Raw genomic sequence first — 15,824 nt, 5'->3', positions numbered from 1 at the left:
ATATACAAATATAAAAAGTGTTACATTTGTACCGACAAATGAGAAAAATAAAGGCATGAAAATTGAAGATGAAATTAAAAGTACAATAGCATTGGACATTTCAAAAAAAATTACCCTGAACATTTTATATACTCAAAATGTTATTACAGATAATTTCAATGAGATATTGAAGCCTTATGACATATCTGGAGAGCAATATAATGTACTACGAATATTAAGAGGCCAAAAAGGGAATCCGGCAAATATGTGTTTAATACAGGAACGTATGTTAGCCAGAACGAGTAATACAACTCGATTAGTAGATAAATTATTATTAAAAAAATTTGTAACTCGAAATGTTTGCCCTGAAAACAGAAGAAAAATTGAAGTTCAAATTACGCAAAAAGGATTAGACATTTTAACTGAATTAGACCCTAAAGTAATTGCCCATGAACAATTATTTTCGAAAAAATTAAATACCGAAGAATTAGAACAATTAAATTATCTATTGGAAAAATACAGAAATTAAATACATTAAAACCATGAATACATTTTTAGAAAATCAAAACTGGAGATACGCAACAAAGAAATTTGATGCTTCCAAAAAAATAACAGCTGAAGATTTAAATACTTTAAAAGAAGCCATTCGTTTGAGTTCATCTTCTTACGGATTACAACCTTATAAAGTAATAATCGTTGAAAATCCAGAATTAAGAGCCCTAATTCAACCAGCCGCTTGGGGACAATCTCAAATTGTTGACGCTTCTCATCTAATCATTTTTGCGAATGAAACTAACGTTGACAACACAACAATTGATAGTTATTTGAAAAACATTAGTGTAACAAGAAATACTCCAATTGAAGCTTTGTCTGGTTATGGTGATTTTATGAAATCTAAAATTTCTACATTAGAAACTGAAGTTAAAAACATTTGGACCGCAAAACAAACCTATTTAGCCTTAGGGAATTTATTGAATGCAGCTGCTGAACTAAAAATTGACACTACTCCAATGGAAGGTTTCATTCCTACACAGGTGAATGAAATATTAGGATTAGACAAACTAGGCCTGAGCGCCACATTGATTGCAACATTAGGGTACAGACACGAGGAGGACGCAACTCAACATTACAAAAAAGTTAGAAAATCAAACGAAGAATTATTTATTACACTATAATTATTAATTAAAATCAAATTTAAACAGATGAAAAATTTCAAATCAATCGCATTAGCATTAGTAGTAGTTTTATCTACTTTATCAGTAACAGCTCAAACGAAGAAAGTAGACGCTACAAACAGTTCAATCAACTGGGTTGGAAAAAAAGTAACCGGACAACACAACGGAACAGTTAACCTTAAATCAGGTACATTAGTTTTTAAAGGGAAAAAATTAAGAAGTGGAACTTTTGTTGTTGATATGACTTCATTAACAGCTACTGACCTTAAAGGGGAATACCAAGGAAAATTAAACGGTCACTTGAAATCAGAAGATTTCTTTGGAACTGAAAAATTTCCAACTTCAACATTAGTTTTCAAAAAAGTAACTGTGAAAGCTCCAAATGTTTACACTGTAACTGGTGATTTAACAATAAAAGGGATAACTAATCCTATTACTTTTGATCTTGCAACAACAACTAATTCTGCTGCAACTACATTTAAAGTCGACAGAACAAAATACGGTATCAAATATAATTCTGCAAGTATCTTCAGTAGCATTGGAGACAAAGCAATTTCTGATGATTTTGAATTAGCAGTAGCTTTGAAATTCTAATATTTAATAATATATATATTAAAACCCCAAAATCAAATAGACTGCACCCAAAATTTTGGACAAATTTATAATTAATTTTGATAATAATGAGCTCGATATTGTATCGGGCTCATTTTGTTTCAATTTGACTTAATTCTTACGCTATTGTAATAGTTTATATACTGTTTAATTTCCTGCTTTAGTTCTTCTAAACTTGCAAATTTTTGTATGTAAAATAGTTCCGATTTTAATATTCCAAAGAAGTTTTCTATAATAGCATTATCTAAACAGTTTCAATTTCTGGACATACTTTGATTAATTCCTTTTTCTTTTAACAAGTATTGGTATTGTTTCATTTGATATTGCCAGCCTTGATCTGAGTGTAAGATCAGATTAGTTTTGTTGGGTATTTTTTTAAATGCTTTTTTGAGCATCATAACTACTTGATTAAAAACGGGTCTTTCTGTTAGTTCATAACTAATTATTTCTTGATTGAATAAGTCAATAATAGGCGATAAATACAATTTCTTTCCAGAGATATTAAATTCGGTTATATCGGTTGCCCATTTTTGATTTGGAGCTTCCGCTTTAAAATTCCTCTTTAAAAGATTTGGAGCTATTTTACCTTGTTCCCCTTTATATGATTTGTATTTTTGACTCTAATTAAACTTTTTAGCCCTAATAGTTTCATTAATTTTAAAACGGTTTTATGGTTGATAACTATTCCTTTATTGTTTAATTCATCTGTTATCCTCCTGTATCCATAGCGGCCTTTATGTTTGTGATAAATGGATTTTATCAACTCTTTGATCACTTGATATTTATCAATGGATTTACTTTGCTTTTGGTAATAATAAAAATTACTTCGCGCCATATTAGTTTGATTTAAAAGTAAATTCAAATCAAATTTATGCCTTAACTCCATTATGGCTTGCGCTTTCTGGCTTTCTCTTCTGCTTGAATTAAGGCTTGTAACTTTTTTAGCAATTCATTCTCACAACGCAGTGCTTCAATCTCTAAAAGAAGTTCTTCTTCTCTTGTAAGTGGTTTGTCCGATTTTCGCTTTTTACGTTTATTCTCATTCATAGTTTTTGGTCTGCCCCTAGTTTTTGCTTGTAAGGCTACTAATCCAAAATTAGCAAAATCTTTCTTCCATTTAACAATAATACTAGTATCTGGTATATTAAACTTAACACTGGAAGCTCTCAGGGACAATGACTCTTTGTCAATGGCTTTTAGTACTTCCAATTTAAAATCTAACGAATAACTTTGATTCTTTCTGGGCAACAAACCAATGGCTCCATATTCTTTATAAAATCCAATCCATTTACGAAGGTTTGATCTTTCTAATCCCTTTTCAATAGAAACGTAATTACAAGAATAGTGCTTTTCTAATACTAATTTTATGCATTCAAGCTTAAACGCATAATCATACTTGACTTTTCTTTCCATAAAAATACCCCCAAATAGTGTCTAACTTTTTGGGGGCAGTCTAAAACTGTTGGGGTTTCTGTTTATAATAAAAAGAAAAACACTCTTACAGACAAAATACTAATCCTTTATGCTATAACTTATAGTAACAATCAAATAACATACAGGCATAAATGTCTTAACATATCCGAAGTATTTTTGAACAAAAGATCCCAATCACAAGAATTAACCTCAAAAACTTTAGTTATGAAAAAAGCCCTATTTGTTATATTCATTAGCCTACTATGTAACCTGTCCATAAATGGTCAACAAATAAAAGGAACTATTGGTGAAACTAATTGGATGAAAAACTGGACCAATTTTAAACCTGCTGCTGAAGAATATCCAGAAGCAACAAATATTTTAACTGGTACAATAGATACTGATCTTAAGCTGTATAAAAAAAATACGTATCGATTAATAGGAGTTGTTTACATCACTAATAATGCGGTATTGACTATTGAACCGGGAACAATCATAAGAGGAGATGTTGAAACATGTGGCACTCTCGTAGTAACAAAAGGCTCAAAGATTATGGCAGAAGGCGAAGAAACAGATCCCATAATTTTCACTTCTAATAGAGAAATATCATCTAGAAAACCTGGAGATTGGGGCGGTATCATCCTATTAGGAGAAGCTCCTATAAATAAAATTGGAGGGGTTGGTTTTCTAGATTTTAATTTAGACCCTACCCTTAGCCATTATGGAGGAGAAAACCAAGATAGTAATTCTGGAATATTAAAATATGTTCGTATCGAATTCTCAGGAAGAAAACTAAATGCGCTGAAAGAACTTAACGGATTATCATTAGCGGGTGTAGGCCGAAAAACTGAATTTAATTTTATTCAAATCAGCTTCTCCAATGATGATTCCTTTGAATGTTATGGTGGAGATATAAATTTTGAAAATCTCATTTCATACAGAGCAACAGATGACGATTTTGATTTTACACAAGGTGCACAATGCAATATGAGCAACAGTATTGCTATTCGTTATCCGTTTTCATCTGATATTTCCGGCTCTAGATGTTTTGAAATAGACTCTTTCGATAAAATGGAAAACACTGACTTTTCGAAAAGACTAACCAAAATAGTTGCCACAAATATAACTTTGGCAAACCTAGAAGATAACAATCAAGGCTTAGTCAAAGAAGCTATTTACATTAAAGACAAAAGCTACTTTAGCCTTAGTAACAGTGTGGTATCAGGTTTTAAACTTTGTGCCTTGTTAGATGGAAAAATAGGTGCTTTTTCAGAAAATTTAGTAAAAATAAATCTTCATAATTTACTCATTAACAATTGTATGGATAAAATCCAAAGTGAAGTAGCAACAAATAATCTCGAAATAATGAGTTGGTATGCTAATGACTCCTTTTCTCTGCAGTATGCGAAAATCACTAACTCCGATCTATTCATAGAAGCAAATATAAAAAAAACACCTGATTTTAGACTAAAAGCAAATACCAACATAACCCTCAGAAATTAAATGTCTTTTTAGATTTTAATTTTTTCTTCCTATAAATCCCAACAAGTTTTGCTGGGATTTTTTTTTGCAATCAAATTAATTTCCATAAAAATCAACTTTAAAAGCCCTTAAATAGTGTTTTATTGGAACACCTTTAATTGATAATTTCAAATCTTAAAATCATAATTAAAATTAACTAAGATATAGCTTATGAACTCTTTAAACTTAGAATTGATTTTGTAACTTTGATTTTGAATAGATAAATTTGGATCACTATTTTAATATTCAACTTTGACTTAAACTTAAAAATATTGTTATGAAAAATTTAAAAAAAATCAGTCTCGTTCTTATACTCATTTTTACATTTCTCAAAGTAGAAGGACAAACCAATAAAATTGATGTCACTAAAAGTAAAATTAATTGGGTTGGAAAAAAGGTAACTGGTCAACATGAAGGAACAATAAAACTAAAAGACGGATACATTATTTTCAAAAACAATAAAGTGGTTGGAGGAAATTTTACTTCAGATATGAAATCACTGATAAATACAGATCAAACAGGAAAGTCAAAAATAAAATTAGAAGGCCATTTGAGATCCGATGAATTTTTTGGTATTGATGAATACAACACGTCAAATTTAGTTTTTAAAAGCATTGGAGATAAAGGCAATAACGTTTATGCTGTCACTGCTGATTTGACCATAAAAGGAGTTACTAATCCCGTAAAATTTGATTTTATTATAAAAGGAAATACAGCAAAAGCTGCTTTGAAAATTGATCGTACAAAATATGATATAAAATACGGCTCAGGAAGTTATTTTGATGATTTGGGAGACAAAACTATTTACGATGAATTTGAATTAAATGTTGATTTAGTATTTTAAGCAAAAATTTATTTAACAAAAAAGAATGAAATTTAATATTTTTTTTGGTTTTTTATTTTTGAATAATCAAAATTCATTTATATATTTGTCACAAGAAAAAAATGATGAAAACAACAATAAACAATACTTGGTGGTGGTACAATTTACGTCAATCGTCGTGAACTAAGCTTCCTATAGTATTATTAAACTATAAAGATAAAAGGCTTGTCATCACGACAGGCCTTTTTTTTTGTGCCCATTTTATCACTATCACAAAACACTAAAAAACATACAAATTGAAACCTTTTATACTAAATACAAATTACAAGCAAATCCTTGCAGATACTATTACTCCAGTAAGTGTGTATCTCAAAATTCGTGATAAATTCCCAAATAGTTTACTATTGGAAAGTAGTGATTATCATGGTAGTGACAACAGTTTTTCTTATATCTGTTGCAATCCGATTGCTTCTATAAAAATAGAAAATGAAATTATCTACAAAACCTTTCCTGATGGCAGTTTTGAGAAAATTAACATTGACAAAACTACTGATATTCCACAGGTAATTCAAGAGTTTTCAGGTCAGTTCAAATCAGAGAAGAATAATTTCAAATTCATCAATAATGGTTTGTTTGGTTACATTTCGTACGATGCGGTTCGTTATTTCGAAAAAGTAACAATTGCCAAAAAAGACAATAGCATTTCTATTCCTGATGTTTATTATGCTGTGTACCAAAATATCATTGCCATCAATCATTTCAAGAATGAAGCTTACATTTTCTGTCACAGTTTAGACGGAAGAAACAATATTTCAGAAATCGAACAATTATTACAATCCCGAAATATTGCTTCTTATAAATTCTCTAAAGAAGGAGCCGGGTTTTCTAATTTGACAGACGACGAATTCAAGTATAATGTGGCTTTGGCCAAAAAACATTGTTTCCGTGGTGATGTGTTCCAATTGGTTTTATCCAGAAGGTTTACCCAAGGTTTTAAAGGCGATGAATTCAATGTATACAGGGCCTTGCGAAGCATCAATCCTTCACCCTATTTATTCTTTTTTGATTATGGCGATTTCAAAATATTTGGTTCTTCACCAGAAGCCCAAATTATTGTAAAAAACCGTAAAGCCGAAATTCATCCTATCGCAGGAACTTTCAAAAGAACTGGTGACGACGAAAAAGATGCCATACTCGCCAAAGAATTATCTGTAGATAAAAAAGAAAATAGTGAGCATGTCATGTTGGTAGATTTGGCCAGAAATGATTTAAGCAGAAATGGCCATAATGTGAATGTTGAAAAATATAGAGAAGTTCAATTTTTCTCGCATGTTATTCACTTAGTTTCTAAAGTAACAGGGCATTTGCATCCAAGCGCAACAACGATGCAAGTCGTAGCCGATACTTTTCCGGCAGGAACATTAAGCGGTGCGCCAAAACACAGAGCGATGCAACTCATCGAAGATTATGAAAAAACCAATAGGACTTTTTATGGTGGTGCTATCGGTTTTATGGATTTTGATGGTAATTTTAATCATGCTATTATGATTCGTACTTTCCTGAGCAAAAATCATCAATTGCATTGTCAGGCCGGAGCAGGAATTATAGCCAGTTCTGATGAAGAAAGCGAAATGCAGGAAGTATATAATAAATTATTAGCGCTGAATAAAGCATTGGATTTAGCAGAAACAATATAAATCCCCTCCCCTCCCGAAGCCTCGGGACTCCCCAAAGGGAAGGGAGCCAAATCTAAAAAATTAGCAACTTATCGAGTTGTAACTAAAAATAACAATTAAAAAACCTATTTACCCCAATAGGTGCTCCCCTCCTTCGGAGGGGTTGGGGGAGGAACATGAAAAAAATATTAGTCATAGACAATTACGATAGTTTCACTTATAATTTAGTGCATTATCTCGAAGATTTAGATTGCGAAGTAACCGTTTACAGAAACGATGAATTTGATATTGATGAAATTGCAGTTTTCGATAAAATTCTTCTTTCTCCCGGACCTGGTATTCCAGATGAAGCGGGATTATTGAAAGAAGTCATTAAAAAATATGGCCCAACAAAAAGTATCTTTGGTGTGTGCTTAGGCCAACAAGCTATTGGAGAAGTATATGGAGGAACGCTTTCTAACTTGGATAAAGTATATCATGGCGTAGCAACGATGGTAAAAACAGTGGTGGATGACGAGCTTTTATTCGAAGGATTAGGAAATGAATTTGAAGTAGGACGCTATCATTCTTGGGTGGTTGACACCAATTTGCCTGATGTTCTGGAAGCGACTTCATTCGACGAAAATGGACAAGTGATGTCCTTGCGACACAAAACGTACGATGTGCGCGGGGTACAATTTCATCCGGAAAGTGTGTTAACCCCAAATGGGAAAAAGATATTGGAGAATTGGGTAAAATCGTAGAGACATTGCACTGCAACGTCTGTATACAGTGTAATGTCTTTACACAGTTGTATTTTTCAATAAAAAAACAAAATGGATATACAAATCTCTGAAATAAAAGATTTAAAAATTGAAGATGTAATAGCCCTTTATAAAGCAAATCAATGGAGTTCAGCTGACAAACCAGAACAATTGTTTAATGGTCTTTTAAATTCGGATACTTTAATTACTGCTTGGAAAAATAAAAAATTAGTTGGACTGGGAAATGCTATTTCTGATGGATATTTAGTTGTTTATTACCCACATCTGTTAGTTCATCCAGACTATCAAGGAAAAGGAATTGGCAAAATGATTTTTGATAAAATGCAAGAGAAATATAGTGGCTTTCATATGCAAATGCTGACGGCAGATGGAAAAGCGATCGATTTCTATAAAAAAAATGGTTTTGAACGCGCTGGACAAACAGAACCAATGTGGATTTATAAAGGAAATGAACATTAAAAAAGTAGACAGTTTTCAGTATTTAGTTAGCAGTCAGTACTACACTTTAATTTAAGATTAAATTAATTAAAACCCTATTTACCCCAATAGGAGCTCCCCTCCTTCGGAGGGGCTGGGGGAGGAAAAATGAAAAACATATTAAACAGACTAATCAATCACGAAATGCTTTCGCAAGAAGAAGCAAAAAACGTATTGGTAAATATCTCCAACGGAAGTTATAACACCAGTCAGATTGCATCTTTTCTGACCGTTTATATGATGCGAAGCATTAGTATAGAAGAACTTGCCGGTTTTCGGGAAGCATTGTTGGAACTGTGCATCCGTGTGGATTTATCAGCTTACAATACCATTGATTTATGCGGAACGGGTGGTGATGGAAAAGACACTTTTAATATTTCAACCTTGGCTTCATTTGTGGCTGCGGGAGCAGGAATAAAAGTAGCAAAACATGGAAATTACGGTGTTTCTTCTATTTCTGGATCTAGTAATGTGATGGAAAAAATGGGGATCAAGTTCAGCAATGACACTGATTTTCTGGAGAAATGCATCGATAAAGCAGGAATTTGTGTTTTACATGCACCTTTATTTCACCCCGCTATGAAAAATGTGGGCCCCATCCGAAAAGAATTGGCAGTAAAAACATTCTTCAATATGTTAGGACCAATGGTTAATCCATCTTTTCCTAAAAATCAATTGGTCGGTGTTTTCAATTTAGAAATGGCCAGAATGTATGCGTATTTGTACCAAAATACAGATGTGAATTTTACAATTTTGCATTCGCTTGACGGTTATGATGAAGTTTCATTGACAGGACCTACAAAAATGATTACCAGTTCAATGGAAGGAATGTTAAATCCGGAAGATTTTGGTGTTCGTCTTTTATTGCAAAGCGAAATCGAAGGTGGAAAAACTATCGAAGAGTCCGCTCAAATATTTACTGATATCATTTCAGGAAAAGCAACCGAAGCTCAAAATAATGTAGTTTGCGCCAATGCTGCAATGGCAATTGCAACCGTTACAAAATGTTCTCCTTTAGAAGGATTTCAAATAGCAAAAGAAAGCTTACTATCCGGTAAAGGACTTGTAGCTTTGAAAACATTACAAGAATTGAGTAAATAAAATAGTTTAAAGTTTAAGGTTTAAAGTTGTGGAAAGGACTATTACAAACGAGGAGCAACTTTAAACGTTAAACAAAGAAAACGTTAAACAAAAAAAAATGAATATTTTAGATAAAATTATAGTTGACAAAAAAAGAGAAGTCATTCTCAAGAAATCCATCATTCCCGTTTCGCAATTGGAAGCTTCGGTTTTCTTTGAAAAAAAGACTATTTCTTTGAGCGATAATTTAAGAAACAGCACGTCAGGAATTATTGCTGAACACAAACGCCGTTCGCCTTCCAAAGCAGAAATAAATTATAGCTTTACTGTTGAAGAAGTAACCAAAGGCTATGAAAATGCTGGTGCTTGTGGAATTTCGGTATTGACGGATGGAAAATATTTTGGTGGTTCTTTAGACGATTTACTTTTGGCAAGAGCCACAGTAAATATTCCATTATTGCGAAAAGAATTCATTGTTGATGAATACCAAATATTAGAAGCCAAAGCACATGGAGCCGATTTAATTTTGCTAATTGCAGCAGTTTTAACAAAAGGCGAAATCAAATCATTATCTGAATTTGCCAAAAGCTTAGGACTCGAAGTTTTATTAGAAGTCCACAATCAGGAAGAATTGGAAAAATCGATTATGCCCACATTAGACATGATTGGTGTAAACAATAGAAACCTAAAAACATTCGAAGTGAGTTTAGATTTCAGCAAGCAATTGGCAGCGCAAATCCCGAATGACTTTGTTAAAGTTTCCGAAAGCGGGATTTCTTCCGTTGAAGCGATTAATGAATTAAAACCTTTTGGTTACAAAGGATTCTTAATTGGAGAAAACTTTATGAAAACGGATAATGCAGGAAAAGCAGCAACGGAATTTATTAAGCAACTATAAATGGATTTAAGAAGACTTTCAGACTTTACGACATTCAAACTTTAGACTAAATAACTATGAAACTCAAAATCTGCGGCATGAAATATCCCGATAATATAATCGAAGTAGGTTCGCTCCTACCCGATTATATGGGATTTATATTCTGGGAGAAATCAGCTCGCTATTTTGAAGGTAGTATTCCAGATTTACCAAAATCGATTAAAAAAGTGGGCGTTTTTGTAAATGCTACACAGGATGAAATTCTTGAAAAAATAGTAAAATACGATTTGCAAGCCGTTCAATTGCACGGACAAGAATCGGTTCAGTTTTGTTTGGATTTAAAGGATAAAATAGATAATTCAATTGAAATCATAAAAGTATTCTCTGTTGATGATTCTTTTGATTTTGAGCTGCTGAAACCATTTGAAGCCGTTTGTGACTATTTTCTTTTTGATACTAAAGGAAAATTACCCGGCGGAAACGGAACCACATTCGATTGGAAAGTATTAGAAAAGTATCCTTCAAGCAAACCATTTTTCTTGAGTGGCGGAATCGGAATTAATGAAATGGACGCCGTGAATGAAATTTTGAAAACCAATTTACCCATTTACGCCATTGATGTAAACAGTAAATTTGAAATAGAGCCCGGATTAAAAAACATACAATTATGTAGAGACGCACTGCAGTGCGTCTCTACAGGAAACAAAATAAAAAAATAAAATTATGTCATACAACGTTAACGAAAAAGGCTATTACGGAGAATTTGGAGGCGCCTTCATTCCTGAAATGTTATATCCAAATGTGGAAGAATTACGCCAAAATTATTTAAAAATTACAGCTGAACCAGAATTTCAGGCTGAATTTGATGCCTTGCTTAAAGATTATGTAGGCCGCCCTACTCCGCTTTATTTTGCAAAACGGCTATCAGAACAATACAACACTAAAATCTACCTGAAAAGAGAAGATTTATGCCACACTGGCGCGCACAAAGTGAACAACACCATAGGACAAATTTTATTAGCCAAACGTTTGGGTAAAAGACGAATCATTGCCGAAACCGGTGCCGGTCAACATGGCGTTGCAACAGCAACTGTTTGTGCATTAATGGGACTGGAATGCATCGTTTATATGGGAGAAATCGACATCAAACGCCAGGCGCCAAATGTAGCTCGTATGAAAATGTTGGGTGCCGAAGTGCGTCCGGCGCTTTCGGGTTCAAAAACCTTAAAAGATGCCACTAACGAGGCCATTCGCGACTGGATTAACAATCCTGTTGATACTTATTACATCATCGGTTCTGTAGTGGGTCCACATCCGTATCCGGATATGGTGGCACGTTTTCAAAGTGTCATTTCTAAGGAAATCAAAGAACAATTATTAGAGAAAGAAGGTCGTGAAAACCCTGATTATGTAATTGCTTGCGTAGGTGGTGGTAGCAATGCGGCCGGTGCGTATTATCATTTTCTGGACAACGAAGACGTGAACATTATAGCAGTCGAAGCAGCTGGATTAGGAGTCGATTCAGGCGAAAGTGCCGCTACATCGGCGTTAGGGAAAGTAGGCGTTATTCACGGCAGTAAAACTCTGTTGATGCAAACTACTGATGGTCAAATCACCGAGCCCTATTCCATTTCGGCAGGACTGGATTATCCGGGTGTAGGTCCTATGCACGCTAATTTATTTGCAACAGGAAGAGCACAATTCATCTCCATTACAGATGATCAAGCCATGCAATGGGGATTAAAATTATCACAAATGGAAGGGCTCATTCCGGCTATCGAAAGTGCGCATGCATTTGCCGTTCTAGACGAAATGAAATTTAAACCGGAAGATATTGTGGTCATCAATCTTTCCGGTCGCGGGGACAAAGATTTGAATACCTATATCGATTATTTTAAATTATAACAGAAGAATAATTTGGGCGTTACCCTCCCAAAAAAAAGTCGGGTCGGGCTGTACACTATATCTTTTTTGTGGTAGAAAAAACCACAAAAAAGGATGTCGTTTCCATCCCTAACGCAAATAAATAACGAGAAAAAATAGTATTATGGAAAATATATTCTCTTACGGAACATTACAGTCTAAAGAAATTCAAATGCAGGTTTTTAACAAGCTATTGACTGGAACACTAGACCAACTCAAAGGCTATAAACTAAAAGATCTAAAAATAGAAGAAGAATTTGGAATGGCAGATTATTTTGTAGCAACACCAAGCGAAAATCCTTCGGATGAAATAGATGGTATTGTTTTTACTGTTTCCAGTGAAGATCTAACTAAAGCAGATCAATTCGAATCTAACGCGTATAAAAGAGTTCAAATAACATTGAAATCTGGAATAGTTGCATGGATTTATATGGAAAATTAATAATTGTAAATATAAAAACATACACCTAACAGCTTTTAAAAACCTGTTAGGACAAAAAATAAAGCAATGAACAGAATAAATCAAAAATTACAAGAAGACAAAAAGATACTTTCCATTTATTTCTCTGCGGGATATCCTAGCTTAAATGATACCGTACAAATCATTCAGGATTTAGAAAAAAGCGGTATTGATATGATTGAAATTGGATTGCCATTCAGCGATCCATTGGCAGATGGGCCTACTATTCAAGCGAGTTCCACACAAGCGTTGCATAACGGAATGACAACACAAGTTTTGTTTGACCAATTAAAGGATATCCGTAAAACGGTATCTATTCCTCTAGTGATTATGGGGTATTTTAACCCAATGTTACAATACGGAATCGAGAATTTCTGCCAGAAATGTGCGGAGATTGGAATTGACGGTTTAATTATTCCTGATCTTCCAGTTGATGTCTATGCCGATGAATACAAAACTACTTTTGAGAAATACGGCTTGAAAAATATATTCTTGATTACGCCACAAACTTCTGACGAGCGCATCCATTTTATTGACGGAGTATCTGATGGATTTATTTATATGGTCAGTTCTGCAAGTGTTACGGGATCGCAAACTGGTTTTGGAAGCGCCCAAGAGGAATATTTCAAACGCATTGCCGACATGAATCTAAAAAATCCTCAAGTAATTGGATTTGGAATCAATAATGCTGAGACTTTTAATCAAGCCACGCAATTTGCAAAAGGAGCGATTATAGGAAGTGCATTCATCACCCATTTAACCGAAAATGGAACAGGAAAAATTGAAGAGTTTGTGAAAGCGATTCGATAAAGAACTTCTTTTATATAATATCAAAACGGCGTTTAAAGTTCATTTAAACGCCGTTTTTTTTATGGTCGAACAATATTAATTTTAATTTTTTATAAGATTATTTTTATATATTAGCGTAACCAATAAGTCTGAGGTTTATCAGACCTATGAAAACTCACGATTTTCTATGGATAAAGAATTTGAAGGATTTGTAATTTATAATAAGCATTGCAGCGATAGAAAGGCCTTTGCTGTGGTTTCCGATAATTATGAGTGTAAGGCAGAATCGTCAAAAATCCCTACTAAATTTAAAGATTTCATTGTTCCAATTGAGGACAAAAGATTTTTTGAACATTCTGGGATTGATTTTAGGGGTATTACAAGAGCATTATTTCGAAACCTTGTCCATCTAAAGGTTATAGAAGGAGGCAGCACAATATCTCAGCAACTTGCAAGAAACTTATTGAGAGAAAACTCCAAAACAATATCTAGAAAAATTAGAGAAACATTGAAAGCGCGAGAGCTGGAAAATAAATTTTCGAAAGACGAAATTCTAAATCTATATTTCAATAATATCTATTTTGGTAGAAATATACGTGGAGTAAGAAGTGCAAGTTTATGCTATTTTGATAAAGAGCCGGAAGCTTTAAATTATTCAGAAGTATTGTATCTGATCACAATCTTAAGAGGACCTAATTATTATATGGCAAATGTTGCAAAAGCCAATTCTAGGATGAGACTTCTCCCCAGCTCCGCAAAGTGTTCTTTAAAAAAAATAAAATTCTCGTTAATGCTGCGCAAATGTCTCCCCAGCTCCGCAAAGTGTTCTTAAAAAAAAAATTTCTCGTTAATGCTGCGCAAATGTCTCTGATTTTGCCCAGCTCCGCAAAGTGTTCTTCTGAAAAATAAATTTCTCGTAAATGCTTCGCAAATGTCGCCCGCTCCGCAAAGTGTTCTTCTAAAAAATAAATTTCTCGTTAATGCTGCGCAAATGTCTCTGACTTTGCGCAATTTTAGGAACTTGCCATTAAAACAAAACGCCATAAAGTATCTGACTTTCATCGTCTTAAATTAAAAAAAAACAGCTCCGCAAAGTGTTCTTTAAAAAAAATAAAATTCTCGTTAATGCTGCGCAAATGTCTCTGACTTTGCGCAATTTTAGGAACATGCCATTAAAACTAAAATGCCATAAAGTCTCTGACTTTCATCGTCTTAAATTAAAAAAACACAAACAAGTCATTAAAATCGTTATTTTTATAGTAAAAATACGTCAAAATGAAAGAAGGCTATGTAATTCGAGACCAAACTTTACCACATTATATTACGGCAACTGTTGTCGATTGGATAGATATTTTTACCAGGCAAAATTACAGAGATAGTATAATAGAATCTTTGGATTACTGCATAAAAAACAAAGGAATGATTTTGTATGGTTATGTTATTATGAGTAATCACATTCATTTAATTATTCAATCTCAAGACGGGAAATTATCAGATTTGATAAGAGATTTCAAAAAATTCACTGCGAAAAACATTTTGGATAAAATCCAAGCTGTACCAGAAAGCCGAAAAGAATGGATGCTAGAACGCTTCAAACTAGCAGCAGAAAAGCATACAAGAAACAAAAATTATCAATTTTGGCAATACGGAAATCATGCAGAAGAGATTTATAGCAATAAATTTATGTGGTCTAAATTAGATTACATTCATCTGAATCCAGTAAGAGCCGGTTTAGTTGAAAAGGCTTCACACTATATTTATTCCAGCGCAAGCAATTACATAAACGATTCCGGGTTATTAAAAATAGAAAAAGCAGATAATCCAATCATTAATGTTTTAGATTCGAATGCTTTTGTAAAATACAATCAGCAATGAAATAGTACAAAAGTCAGAGACTTTTATGACACTACCTAATTTAAACAGATGCTGAAAATTGCGCAAAGTCAGAGACATTTGCGCAGCATATACAACAAACACTTCGGAAAGCAAGGGACATTTGCGCAGCATACACAACAAACACTTCTGCTCTACAACATGTTCTTAAAAAAAAGTATTCAAAAGTCAGAGACTTTTATGACGCTACTAATTTAAACAGACGCTGAAAATTACGCAAAGTCAGAGACATTTGCACAGCATAAACAACAAACACTTCGGAAAGCAAGGGACATTTGCGCAGCATACACAACAAACACTTCTGCTCTACAACATGTTCTTAAAAAAAAGTATTCAAAAGTCAGAGACTTTTATGACGCTAC

General features: G+C 33.4%; 19 protein-coding genes and 1 pseudogene. 16 read left to right on the top strand and 4 right to left on the bottom strand.

Annotated elements, in window-relative coordinates; all coding sequences use genetic code 11:
* The first annotated feature begins 55 nt into the window (after positions 1-55).
* The 3 genes from ACNQGG_RS08695 to ACNQGG_RS08685 are packed head-to-tail and all read left to right on the top strand — an operon-like array spanning position 56 to position 1,748.
* Positions 56-508, top strand: a complete 453-nt coding sequence (locus ACNQGG_RS08695) for a MarR family winged helix-turn-helix transcriptional regulator (protein WP_417963065.1) — start codon at positions 56-58, stop codon at positions 506-508.
* A 13-nt stretch (positions 509-521) separates the two neighbouring features.
* Positions 522-1,154, top strand: coding sequence for an NAD(P)H-dependent oxidoreductase (locus ACNQGG_RS08690; RefSeq protein WP_417963063.1), 633 nt, complete (start codon positions 522-524; stop codon positions 1,152-1,154).
* Between the two features lie 27 nt (positions 1,155-1,181).
* Positions 1,182-1,748, top strand: coding sequence for a YceI family protein (locus tag ACNQGG_RS08685; RefSeq protein ID WP_417963061.1), 567 nt, complete (start codon positions 1,182-1,184; stop codon positions 1,746-1,748).
* 119 nt (positions 1,749-1,867) lie between these two features.
* On the opposite strand, the pseudogene ACNQGG_RS08680 reads toward ACNQGG_RS08685, so the two are convergent.
* The 4 genes and pseudogenes from ACNQGG_RS08680 to ACNQGG_RS08665 form a co-directional block, all read right to left on the bottom strand.
* Positions 1,868-2,005: pseudogene (locus ACNQGG_RS08680) on the bottom strand (IS3 family transposase); the annotation flags it as partial.
* Between the two features lie 15 nt (positions 2,006-2,020).
* A complete protein-coding gene (locus ACNQGG_RS08675) occupies positions 2,021-2,347 on the bottom strand; it encodes a DDE-type integrase/transposase/recombinase (protein ID WP_417963272.1) in 327 nt (108 codons plus the stop codon).
* Positions 2,344-2,601 carry an IS3 family transposase gene (locus tag ACNQGG_RS08670; protein WP_417963059.1) on the bottom strand — a complete coding sequence of 86 codons (258 nt, stop codon included), beginning with the start codon at positions 2,599-2,601 and terminating at the stop codon, positions 2,344-2,346. Before ACNQGG_RS08670 ends, ACNQGG_RS08675 begins: the two co-directional genes overlap by 4 nt.
* 50 nt (positions 2,602-2,651) lie before the next feature.
* Positions 2,652-3,179 (bottom strand): transposase, encoded by a 528-nt coding sequence (locus tag ACNQGG_RS08665; protein ID WP_417963057.1) that lies wholly within the window; start codon positions 3,177-3,179, stop codon positions 2,652-2,654.
* 225 nt (positions 3,180-3,404) lie between these two features.
* Here ACNQGG_RS08665 and ACNQGG_RS08660 point away from each other — a divergent pair, with 225 nt between their 5' ends.
* From ACNQGG_RS08660 to ACNQGG_RS08600, 13 genes are all read left to right on the top strand, one after another.
* On the top strand, positions 3,405-4,682 hold the full coding sequence (locus tag ACNQGG_RS08660; protein WP_417963055.1) for a hypothetical protein: 1,278 nt from the start codon (positions 3,405-3,407) through the stop codon (positions 4,680-4,682).
* Between the two features lie 295 nt (positions 4,683-4,977).
* Positions 4,978-5,544, top strand: a complete 567-nt coding sequence (locus ACNQGG_RS08655; RefSeq protein WP_417963054.1) for a YceI family protein — start codon at positions 4,978-4,980, stop codon at positions 5,542-5,544.
* Positions 5,545-5,819: 275 nt separating this feature from the next.
* Positions 5,820-7,220, top strand: a complete 1,401-nt coding sequence (locus tag ACNQGG_RS08650) for an anthranilate synthase component I family protein (protein ID WP_417963052.1) — start codon at positions 5,820-5,822, stop codon at positions 7,218-7,220.
* A 155-nt stretch (positions 7,221-7,375) separates the two neighbouring features.
* Entirely contained in the window at positions 7,376-7,942 is a 567-nt protein-coding gene (locus ACNQGG_RS08645) for an anthranilate synthase component II (protein ID WP_416849698.1), read from the top strand.
* A gap of 72 nt (positions 7,943-8,014) precedes the next feature.
* Positions 8,015-8,422 (top strand): GNAT family N-acetyltransferase, encoded by a 408-nt coding sequence (locus ACNQGG_RS08640; RefSeq protein WP_417963049.1) that lies wholly within the window; start codon positions 8,015-8,017, stop codon positions 8,420-8,422.
* 126 nt (positions 8,423-8,548) lie between these two features.
* Entirely contained in the window at positions 8,549-9,541 is a 993-nt protein-coding gene (gene trpD, locus ACNQGG_RS08635) for an anthranilate phosphoribosyltransferase (RefSeq protein ID WP_417963047.1), read from the top strand.
* Positions 9,542-9,638: 97 nt separating this feature from the next.
* Positions 9,639-10,418, top strand: a complete 780-nt coding sequence (gene trpC, locus ACNQGG_RS08630) for an indole-3-glycerol phosphate synthase TrpC (RefSeq protein WP_417963045.1) — start codon at positions 9,639-9,641, stop codon at positions 10,416-10,418.
* A gap of 56 nt (positions 10,419-10,474) precedes the next feature.
* Entirely contained in the window at positions 10,475-11,116 is a 642-nt protein-coding gene (locus ACNQGG_RS08625; protein WP_417983609.1) for a phosphoribosylanthranilate isomerase, read from the top strand.
* Positions 11,117-11,120: 4 nt separating this feature from the next.
* Positions 11,121-12,302, top strand: a complete 1,182-nt coding sequence (gene trpB / locus ACNQGG_RS08620) for a tryptophan synthase subunit beta (RefSeq protein WP_417963041.1) — start codon at positions 11,121-11,123, stop codon at positions 12,300-12,302.
* Positions 12,303-12,444: 142 nt separating this feature from the next.
* The gene (locus ACNQGG_RS08615; RefSeq protein ID WP_417963039.1) at positions 12,445-12,762 is read left to right on the top strand and encodes a gamma-glutamylcyclotransferase family protein; all 318 of its coding nucleotides are present in this window, start codon (positions 12,445-12,447) and stop codon (positions 12,760-12,762) included.
* Between the two features lie 66 nt (positions 12,763-12,828).
* Positions 12,829-13,590 carry a tryptophan synthase subunit alpha gene (trpA, locus tag ACNQGG_RS08610; protein WP_417963036.1) on the top strand — a complete coding sequence of 254 codons (762 nt, stop codon included), beginning with the start codon at positions 12,829-12,831 and terminating at the stop codon, positions 13,588-13,590.
* A gap of 166 nt (positions 13,591-13,756) precedes the next feature.
* Complete coding sequence (locus ACNQGG_RS08605; RefSeq protein WP_417963034.1) at positions 13,757-14,401, top strand: biosynthetic peptidoglycan transglycosylase; 645 nt, start codon at positions 13,757-13,759, stop codon at positions 14,399-14,401.
* 443 nt (positions 14,402-14,844) lie between these two features.
* Entirely contained in the window at positions 14,845-15,444 is a 600-nt protein-coding gene (locus tag ACNQGG_RS08600; protein ID WP_417963031.1) for an REP-associated tyrosine transposase, read from the top strand.
* Positions 15,445-15,824 lie beyond the last annotated feature (380 nt).

The sequence above is a fragment of the Flavobacterium esculini genome (assembly GCF_048284325.1).
Lineage (GTDB): Bacteria > Bacteroidota > Bacteroidia > Flavobacteriales > Flavobacteriaceae > Flavobacterium.
The sequence above is the reverse complement of the archived record's forward strand: the minus strand, read 5'-3'. Positions and strand labels throughout refer to the sequence as shown.

Bases quoted from the DNA above. Each gene is read 5' to 3' on its own strand.
- ACNQGG_RS08690 (WP_417963063.1), top strand. From the start codon at position 522: ATGAATACATTTTTAGAAAATCAAAACTGGAGATACGCAACAAAGAAA.
- ACNQGG_RS08660 (WP_417963055.1), top strand. From the start codon at position 3,405: ATGAAAAAAGCCCTATTTGTTATATTCATTAGCCTACTATGTAACCTG.
- ACNQGG_RS08640 (WP_417963049.1), top strand. From the start codon at position 8,015: ATGGATATACAAATCTCTGAAATAAAAGATTTAAAAATTGAAGATGTA.
- ACNQGG_RS08685 (WP_417963061.1), top strand. From the start codon at position 1,182: ATGAAAAATTTCAAATCAATCGCATTAGCATTAGTAGTAGTTTTATCT.
- ACNQGG_RS08665 (WP_417963057.1), bottom strand. From the start codon at position 3,179: ATGGAAAGAAAAGTCAAGTATGATTATGCGTTTAAGCTTGAATGCATA.
- trpC (WP_417963045.1), top strand. From the start codon at position 9,639: ATGAATATTTTAGATAAAATTATAGTTGACAAAAAAAGAGAAGTCATT.
- ACNQGG_RS08615 (WP_417963039.1), top strand. From the start codon at position 12,445: ATGGAAAATATATTCTCTTACGGAACATTACAGTCTAAAGAAATTCAA.
- ACNQGG_RS08655 (WP_417963054.1), top strand. From the start codon at position 4,978: ATGAAAAATTTAAAAAAAATCAGTCTCGTTCTTATACTCATTTTTACA.
- ACNQGG_RS08605 (WP_417963034.1), top strand. From the start codon at position 13,757: ATGGATAAAGAATTTGAAGGATTTGTAATTTATAATAAGCATTGCAGC.
- trpD (WP_417963047.1), top strand. From the start codon at position 8,549: ATGAAAAACATATTAAACAGACTAATCAATCACGAAATGCTTTCGCAA.
- ACNQGG_RS08695 (WP_417963065.1), top strand. From the start codon at position 56: ATGAAAATTGAAGATGAAATTAAAAGTACAATAGCATTGGACATTTCA.
- ACNQGG_RS08670 (WP_417963059.1), bottom strand. From the start codon at position 2,601: ATGGCGCGAAGTAATTTTTATTATTACCAAAAGCAAAGTAAATCCATT.
- trpA (WP_417963036.1), top strand. From the start codon at position 12,829: ATGAACAGAATAAATCAAAAATTACAAGAAGACAAAAAGATACTTTCC.
- ACNQGG_RS08600 (WP_417963031.1), top strand. From the start codon at position 14,845: ATGAAAGAAGGCTATGTAATTCGAGACCAAACTTTACCACATTATATT.
- ACNQGG_RS08645 (WP_416849698.1), top strand. From the start codon at position 7,376: ATGAAAAAAATATTAGTCATAGACAATTACGATAGTTTCACTTATAAT.
- trpB (WP_417963041.1), top strand. From the start codon at position 11,121: ATGTCATACAACGTTAACGAAAAAGGCTATTACGGAGAATTTGGAGGC.
- ACNQGG_RS08625 (WP_417983609.1), top strand. From the start codon at position 10,475: ATGAAACTCAAAATCTGCGGCATGAAATATCCCGATAATATAATCGAA.